The sequence below is a fragment of the Euryarchaeota archaeon genome (assembly GCA_016207515.1).
GTDB lineage: Archaea > Thermoplasmatota > SW-10-69-26 > JACQPN01 > JACQPN01 > JACQPN01.
The window spans coordinates 1-7,756 of record JACQPN010000025.1; the positions used below are offsets into that span (position 1 = coordinate 1).

7 protein-coding genes are annotated in these 7,756 nt (G+C 62.8%); 3 read left to right on the plus strand and 4 right to left on the minus strand.

What is annotated here, in order from left to right; translation table 11 throughout:
- Positions 1 to 142: 142 nt before the first annotated feature.
- Positions 143 to 583 (minus strand): universal stress protein, encoded by a 441-nt coding sequence (locus HY556_10950; protein ID MBI4394291.1) that lies wholly within the window; start codon positions 581 to 583, stop codon positions 143 to 145.
- Between the two features lie 162 nt (positions 584 to 745).
- Between HY556_10950 and HY556_10955 the strand changes: the two genes are divergently transcribed.
- The 3 genes from HY556_10955 (at position 746) to HY556_10965 (ending at position 4,794) form a co-directional block, all read left to right on the plus strand.
- Positions 746 to 1,486 (plus strand): proteasome assembly chaperone family protein, encoded by a 741-nt coding sequence (locus HY556_10955; protein ID MBI4394292.1) that lies wholly within the window; start codon positions 746 to 748, stop codon positions 1,484 to 1,486.
- A gap of 156 nt (positions 1,487 to 1,642) precedes the next feature.
- Complete coding sequence (locus tag HY556_10960; protein MBI4394293.1) at positions 1,643 to 3,421, plus strand: ATP-dependent DNA ligase; 1,779 nt, start codon at positions 1,643 to 1,645, stop codon at positions 3,419 to 3,421.
- Between the two features lie 371 nt (positions 3,422 to 3,792).
- Positions 3,793 to 4,794, plus strand: coding sequence for a hypothetical protein (locus HY556_10965; protein ID MBI4394294.1), 1,002 nt, complete (start codon positions 3,793 to 3,795; stop codon positions 4,792 to 4,794).
- A 23-nt stretch (positions 4,795 to 4,817) separates the two neighbouring features.
- On the opposite strand, the gene HY556_10970 is transcribed toward HY556_10965, so the two are convergent.
- From HY556_10970 to HY556_10980, 3 genes are read right to left on the minus strand one after another with little or no spacing between them, the layout of a single operon-like run.
- Entirely contained in the window at positions 4,818 to 5,492 is a 675-nt protein-coding gene (locus HY556_10970) for a hypothetical protein (GenBank protein MBI4394295.1), read from the minus strand.
- The gene (locus tag HY556_10975; protein MBI4394296.1) at positions 5,489 to 6,751 is read right to left on the minus strand and encodes a DUF58 domain-containing protein; all 1,263 of its coding nucleotides are present in this window, start codon (positions 6,749 to 6,751) and stop codon (positions 5,489 to 5,491) included. Before HY556_10975 ends, HY556_10970 begins: the two co-directional genes overlap by 4 nt.
- A gap of 5 nt (positions 6,752 to 6,756) precedes the next feature.
- Complete coding sequence (locus HY556_10980) at positions 6,757 to 7,746, minus strand: MoxR family ATPase (protein ID MBI4394297.1); 990 nt, start codon at positions 7,744 to 7,746, stop codon at positions 6,757 to 6,759.
- Positions 7,747 to 7,756 lie beyond the last annotated feature (10 nt).

Below are 7,756 nucleotides of genomic sequence, written 5' to 3' on the forward strand. Positions count from 1 at the left end.
CCACAGCCACCATCGGCTTCGGTGACTGCGTCACCTCGCCTCGCCGGCTCCACAGCCACCATCGGCTTCGGTGACTGCGTCACCTCGCCTCGCCGGCTCCACAGCCACCATCGGCTTCGCGGCCCGCCTCGGATCGGAGCCATCATCGTACTATCGTGACGGTCCGGTTGCTGTGGCGCACGACCTTTTCGGCGACACTTCCGATGAAGTACATCGTCTGCTTCTCGTAGCTTTTGTAACCGAGGCAGATCTCATCGACCTTGAGTTCCTCAGCGGCCGCGATCAACTCATCGGCGGCGTTCCCGACCTTCACGTGGCCGCGCGCCCGGTAACCCCGTTTCTTGACGCTCTCGACCACCTCGCTCACGCGCGCCTTGGCGGATTCGACGAAGGTCTTGTCGTCGCTGATGCCGCTCATGTCGGCCGTAGGAAGCAGCATCCCGACGAAAGAGCGCTCGGCGACCGCCTTCGGGACGACCGTGAGGACCACCACTTCGTCCTTTTCAGGCTCCATGCGCTTCAACGAGTGCTCAATGGCTTTCCGGGACGGGTCCGATCCGTCGTAGCCGACTAGAATCATCATCGTGGGCGCAAAGCGCGTCGGGGCACAAAAACCAAGCACCTCCGGTGGCGCGGGCGTGGCCGACCCCGGAAAACGTCACCGGAGGTCCACCCATGTGGCCGGCCTGTCAGCTCCTTCTAGCGGCCTTAAGTATATGCGCAACTCTAACACGACCAGATAAAAATGGAAGAGAACGACCTCGTCGTCCACGAGTTCAAGGCCGTCGATCTCCGAGGCGCCACCATCATCGATGGTTTTCCGAGCGTGGGGCTAGTCTCCACGATCACGGCGAACTACCTCATCGACATCCTGGAACTCGAGCAAGTGGGGACCATGGATTCGAAGTACTTCCCGACGGTCTCCATCGTGAGAAACGCCGTGCCGATGTACCCGGTCCGAATCTACGCCGGTAAGGGCGTCTGCATCTTCATCAGCGAGTTCCAGCCCGCGCCGAAGCTCATCCGGCCGATCGCGGAGGCCATCGTGGAATTCGCCAAGAAGAAGGGTTGTAAGACCATCATCAGCCCCGAGGGGCTCGTCATAGAGGCGGCGGAAGCGCCCGCGGAAGTGGCCGTCTATGCGATAGGGGCGACGGAGGAGGCGAGGGCGCTCCTCGACCGGCACAAGCTCACGCCGTTCGGGAACGGCATCATCACCGGCGTTTCGGGCGTCCTGCTCAATCTTGGCAAGGCCCACGGCCTGGACACCATCAGCATCCTCGCGGAGGCGAACCCGAACTATCCGGACGCGCGCGCGGCCGCGAAGGTCATCGAGGTCATCGACGAACTCCTCGAGAACGTCGAGATCGACGTGAAACCGCTCTATAGTGAGGCGGAGAACATCGAGAAGACGCTTCGGATGATGCAGCGCCAGGTGGAGCCGAAGACCTCGGGGAAGGATTCGAGCCCGGCGATGTACGGGTAACGGGAATCCGTACGTAACCGGACAATCGTTTTCCGTCGGCGCTTTTTCCGCGAAAGCGTAAAAAGGGTCGCTGGAAAGGACTCTAGCCGTGCGACGTATGGTCGATGCGCCCACATAGCGGGTTTTTTAGGCTTCAAGCGGCTTTGGCCACCCAGGATGCTCTACTCGCGCCTTGTCGAGTACTACGAACGCCTCGCGGCGACCACGAAGCGGCTCGAGATGACGGCGATCCTCGCCGAACTCTTCAAGGAGAGCCGCGCGGAGGAGATCGAACACGCCGTGAACCTCACCATGGGGCGCCTCTACCCTGATTTCCTCGGGATAGAGCTCGGCGTCTCCGAGCGCCTCATCACCAAAGCGATCTCGACCATCACCGGAGTCGCGGAGGATCACCTCGACCAACTGACGATCGAGAAAGGCGACATAGGAAACGCCGCGGAGGCCGCGCTCAAGGGGAAGCGTCAGGCATCGCTCGTCAAGGCTTCCGCGCTCTCGGTCGCGGACGTCTTCTCGGCGTTCGACGCGATGGCACGGTCCAGCGGGCAAGGCTCGCAGGACGCGAGGATCCAACGGCTCAACGGGCTCCTTCGTGACGCCTCGCCCATCGAGGCCCGCTACATCGTTCGCACGGTGAACGGGAAACTGCGCCTTGGGGTGGCGGAGATGTCTGTGCTCGACGCCCTCGCCCTTGCCTTCGCAACGAAAGAGGACCGGCCCGCGTTCGAGGAGGCGTTCAACAAGTGCTCCGACATCGGGGCCGTGGCGCGTGAAGCGGCGGGTGGCGGCCTCCATGCCGTGCGCCGGCTCACGCTGCGCCTCGGTGTTCCCGTGAGGCCGATGCTCGCCGAACGGCTCCCGACCTCGGCGGAGATATTGGGCAGGATGGGCGGTCGGTGCGCCCTCGAACTCAAGTACGACGGCCTCCGGTTGCAAGCCCACATCGCCAAGGGAAAAGTCCGCTTCTTCTCGCGACGCCTCGAGGACGTTTCCGGGCAGTTTCCGGACGTCGAGAAGATGCTCGTCGCCGCTTTCAAAGGGCGCGACGCGGTGATCGAGGGTGAATGCGTGGGCGTCGACCCCGTGACGGGGGAGCTACGGCCCTTCCAGGACGTGTCGCGACGCAGGGGCCGCAAACACGATCTGGAAAAAGCGGTCGCGGAGCACCCGGTGACGCTTTTCGCCTTCGACATCCTCTACGCCGACGGCGTCGACGTGACGACAAGGCCGCTTCTTGAAAGACGTCGTCTTCTCGAAGAGAGCCTGACCGAGAACGCGGGCGTGAAGTTGAGCGAGTACCGAATCGTTTCGAGCTCCGAGGAACTCGAGGCTTTTTTCATGAAGGCGGTGGAGACGGGGGCGGAGGGGATAATGGCGAAGTCAACGTCCGAAGACTCGCTTTACCGCGCGGGCGGGCGCGGCTTCCAATGGGTCAAGTTGAAGCGTGATTACCAGGGCGAACTGTCGGACACACTCGACCTGGTGGTGATCGGAGCTTTCGGCGGGCAGGGTCGGCGCGCGGGCCGGTACGGGGCGCTTCTTGCGGCTGCGAGGAACGACGAGACGGGCCGCTTCGAGAGCGTATGCAAGATCGGCACGGGGTTCACTGACGAGATGCTTGAGGGCCTCACGGCGCGGCTCAAGCCGTCCGTGGTCGATCGAAAGAGCGCGCGGGTCGATTGCGAGATGGTCCCCGATTACTGGTTCGAACCGCGACTTGTCCTCGAAGTCGTCGGCGCCGAGCTGACGCTGTCACCAATCCACCGGGCGGCGTGGGGGAGCGTACGGGACGGCGCCGGCCTTGCAGTGCGTTTTCCGCGCTTCACGGGGCGGATACGCGATGACAAGGGCCCGGAGGACGCCACTGCCACGAGTGAATTGGTGACGCTTTACGAGGCCCAGAAGCGAAGGCTCGGGAGCGATGCCAAGGAGGCGTGAGAGGCACGCGGGCGGAAGATCTCGCGACCGCCGGACGTTCCATGGGGGCTCCATGCTGGCGATGCTGGGACGCCCAAACTCGCGATTTATAAAACAACCGTCAAAACGACGATTATTGGTAACTATTATATACCGTTTTCATAGTGATGGATAGTGGGAGCGAGGGCCGAGGCTGAGGCCCGCCCTTCCAACGGGCCCGACTACGGTCCCGCACAAAACTATAAATGACCAGATAAAGGCAGGAAGTACGAAGAAGAAATAGAAGGCGGACCGCGGGTGAAACACGCCCAAGCTTGCCACCGACGCTTCTTGGCGGGAGCCGTCGCGGTTGAGCGAGGAACGTGGATGCCGGTACCGTCAGGTTGACTGCGATGACGAGGAGTGACCTCGAGGGCTTTGACGTAGACAAGGCCTTCTACTCAGTGCTCAAGTTACACGTATACTCCACTGTGTATGAGGCCTTCCTCAAGGCTTTTGGGAACGGGAACATCGCCGCAGGTTCCCCGATCTCGCACATCAACGAGGCGCGGCTCACGTTCGGCCGCTTCACCGCGAGAAAGACGAACTTCCTGTTCGTGCCCGAGAACGGCCACCGGCCGCAGTTCTCGGCCGAGTTCTACGGCTTCACTAGCCACAAGGTGCGAGAGAAACTCGCCCATTTCAACAAGGAATCCATCGTGGACCTCATCGGACGTGGCCTACGGGACGCCTACACGTACCAATGGTCGGTGCCTTTGCAAAAGAGCGACATCTGCTCGTTCGTCCGGTTGAAGAAACGCTACGGCGAGGACATGTCGATGGTCCTCGAGACCGCCCGCATCCACGAGCGGTTCGAATTCGATGAATTCGATTTCAAGGGCTTCATCACGTTATACCAGGACGCGCATTTGAAGGAATACGCGGCGTCCCGCTGGGGCGTCAAGAAATTCCAAGAACTGCGTAACTCGTATGATTATGAGCATTTCCTGAAGGTCAGGCTGCAGCGCCTCGTGAGCCACGGCGTCATAGAGCAAAAGGGCGAGAAGTACCGGTTGTCCCCGACGGTCGATGACGCCGTGAACCACTTCGACCTCTTCACCGCGGGCGTCGCCTACCGGCCGAGCCGCGAGATGTGCGTCGCATGCCCGATGAAACGCGTCTGCTATTCCAAAGGCCCGGAGCCCGAAGGCCTCGAACCGTACATCCAGATCCTCAACAACAGCCTCGCGAGCGGCAACGGCCACGGCCTCGACGTCGAAGGCAATCGAGGCCTCAACGGACACTCGCAAGCGCCGCCGACCAACGGCCGTCCGCCCACGAACGGTGCGGGAAACGGCAACGGACTGGACCCATCACGCTCATCATCAGCAGCCGGCAACGGGCAGGCTCCCTAGAGAGAGGCCGCTCCCGCCACTAGTTAGGTGGCCCTCCTGGGGAGCCTTCCCTTCACCCGGAAGGAGAGGCCGAAAACGCGACCCAGCGTAAGCACGGCTAGGACCACCCCTGCGCCGAAGAGGGCGCCGTAGAGCGAGCGGAGCTCGATCGAGGCCCCGATGGCGGGGCTTAGCCCCGAGATCATGGGCCGCACCACGTAAAGGCCTGCGGCGACTAGCACGAAGGCCGAGAGGAGCGGCTGTCGAAGCGACGTTGCGAGACGGCCCTCGACCTCGTCGAGGTCCAGGACGCCGCGTGAGCGTCCACCGCTCTTTGTCACCTTGCTCTTGATCCTCGCCTGTAGGCCCGAGAACTCGAGGCCCATGTACGCGAGTTCCGCATAAAGCAAGAAGGCCCCCGCCCCGGCGAAGGTGACGAGCAGTTGCTCGGTCGATAGCAGGCTCGCATTGAAAGTCGCCATGACAAGAAGGGTGAGGATCGCGTGGGCGGCGATCCATCGCTTGTCCTTCGACTGTACGTATGATGCGGCGGGGACGAGTAGAACAAGGAGCCCCGGTCCGACGAGCGGGCCGCCCAAGGTCGCGAGAAGGTGGGCCTCGCCGGGGACCGCGAAGATGAAGGCCGCCATGGACGCCGCGAATGCCAGGAGGGCGGTGTTCCTCACCGTCCGGGCGCCCCGACCCGTCCCGAGCGTCATCTCGCCGCCACCTCACGCGTGACCACGATGGACAATGGTTCTCCTGTCTTCCAATCGAGGACGGGGACGCCATAGCCGCGGATCGCGGCCATCGTCGTCTCCCGCTCCAATTCCATGATGCGCGTCTCGGCGGGCACGGCGCCGCTTCCGTAGGTTTCCGCGTCGAAGGAGACGGGGTTCGGGCTGAAGACGATGAGTTTGGCCTTGTACGCGAGCAGTTTGCGGATTGCCTCATCGATCGTGGGATCGGCCAGGAGGTTCCCGATGAGGACAACGGGCGTCTTCGGGCGTAACGTCGGGAGTAGTTTGTCGACGACGTCGTTGAGGCTCTGCTGCCCTGCGCCCTCCGCGGCCGTCAAGGCGTCGAGGATCTCCGGCATCTGGCGGTCGGGCGACGTCGGCTGTATCTCAGTGATCGCCTCGCCATAAGTCACGAAACGGAGCTTGTCGCGCCGGTCGAAGAGGTAGGAGGCGATCGACGCGGCCGCGCGCGCCCCGTAGACGAGCGAATTGTGGCGCATGGTCCCGACCTTGGAGACCGCCCGCGTGTCGAGTATCATGGTGACAAGCGCGTAGGATTCACGCTCCCGCTGCTTCACGACGAGCCCCTTGGTCCTCGCCGAGGCCTTCCAATCGATGTCGCGGATCGAGTCCCCGACGATGTAATCGCGGAGCGCGAAGAAATCCGACCCGAGGCCCGGTTGACCGACCTGGTAGTCGCCGCTGATGATCAACGGGTATTTCGATTTCGTCATCGCGGTCTTGATGTCTTCCTGCTTCGGGTGGACGGTCAAGGCGTCGATGGCGTCGAACGTCGTGTCCTTGTAGTGGATGCCGAAGGGGTCCTCGAGCCTCACGCGGACGGGGCCAAGGGCGTTACGGCCCTTCACGGGGAACTTCACGGCGTAATCGAGGCGCGCCGATTCGCCCCCGGCAAGATCAAGGAGCGTGAAATTCGTGCCCTCGACGAGCTCCGCCGTGGAGGGGAGTTGGTCTTGGAGCTCGAAGAAGAGTTGGCCGTGGGCGCGGCGGTTGGCGACGGTGAGCTCGATGTCGAGGATCTCGTCCTCGGCTATCGTCGTACGCGGGATCTTGCGCGTGACAGCGAGGTCCAGGGTCTCGACGTAAAACGACGTGACCGCGACCAGCATGAGCCCGAGAAGCCCCAACGCGAAGAGCGGAGCGGCGCCGAGGGCGAGTCCGAAAAGAACGGCGAGCCCTGAGCCGGCCGTCACGTAGGCGCCCTTCTCGGTTATCATGGCCTTCAGACCGTCGGGACGGGCGTCTCCTTGGCGAGCCGTGCCACGACGTCCACCGCCTTCATGCCGCGGATCTTCGCCTCCGGCTTCAATATCATGCGGTGCGCGATCGTGTGGGGCATCACGGCCTTGATGTCGTCGGGTGTCACGAAATCGCGGCCCCGGATGGCCGCGAGTGATCGGGAGGCCTTGAGAAGCGCCTGGCTTCCGCGCGGCGAGGACCCGACGAGGATGTTGGGATCCACCCTTGTGCGAGTGACGAGTTCCGAGATGTAGTCGATGATCTCCTCATCGATGTGCACCGCTTCGACGACCGCCTGCATCGCGAGGATCTGCTTCGGGGTGGTGATGGCGGTCACGTCGACGTCGTCTTTTCGCCTTTGGATGCGCCGGCGCAGGATCTCCGATTCCTCCGCCTTCGAAGGGTAACCGACGGAGAGCCTCATGAGGAAACGGTCCATCTGCGCCTCGGGAAGAGGATATGTCCCTTCCTGTTCGACCGGGTTCTGGGTGGCCATGACCATGTACGGCTTATCGAGCTTCAGGGTCGTCCCCTCCACCGTGACCTGACGCTCCTGCATGGCTTCGAGAAGAGCCGCCTGCGTCTTCGGCGGCGCCCTGTTGATCTCGTCGCCGAGGAGGATGTTCGTGAAAACCGGGCCAGGCCGGAAATTGAACTCCGACGTCTGTTGGTTGAAGATGTACGTCCCGGTGATGTCGCCGGGAAGCACGTCGGGCGTGAACTGGATGCGCCTGAAATCGCAGCCCGTGGCGCGGGCGAAGGTCTGGGCCATCAGGGTCTTTGCGAGGCCGGGATAGTCCTCGAAGAGGATGTTGCCGGCGCAGAGGATGTTGACGGTGACAAGTTCCAGGACGTCGCGTTTTCCGACGATGACCTTGGAGACCTCGTCGATGAGGGCCTTGCACGTGTTGTGCACCAGGACGACGTTCTTGTTCGGGGGCCCCGCCCTCGCCGTCAAAGGATTCTGCGCCATCTTTCCTCCA

What these genes read in the sequence shown, in the direction of transcription:
- HY556_10950 (MBI4394291.1), bottom strand. Translation starts at nt 583, where the DNA reads ATGATGATTCTAGTCGGCTACGACGGATCGGACCCGTCCCGGAAAGCC.
- HY556_10955 (MBI4394292.1), top strand. Translation starts at nt 746, where the DNA reads ATGGAAGAGAACGACCTCGTCGTCCACGAGTTCAAGGCCGTCGATCTC.
- HY556_10960 (MBI4394293.1), top strand. Translation starts at nt 1,643, where the DNA reads ATGCTCTACTCGCGCCTTGTCGAGTACTACGAACGCCTCGCGGCGACC.
- HY556_10965 (MBI4394294.1), top strand. Translation starts at nt 3,793, where the DNA reads ATGACGAGGAGTGACCTCGAGGGCTTTGACGTAGACAAGGCCTTCTAC.
- HY556_10970 (MBI4394295.1), bottom strand. Translation starts at nt 5,492, where the DNA reads ATGACGCTCGGGACGGGTCGGGGCGCCCGGACGGTGAGGAACACCGCC.
- HY556_10975 (MBI4394296.1), bottom strand. Translation starts at nt 6,751, where the DNA reads ATGATAACCGAGAAGGGCGCCTACGTGACGGCCGGCTCAGGGCTCGCC.
- HY556_10980 (MBI4394297.1), bottom strand. Translation starts at nt 7,746, where the DNA reads ATGGCGCAGAATCCTTTGACGGCGAGGGCGGGGCCCCCGAACAAGAAC.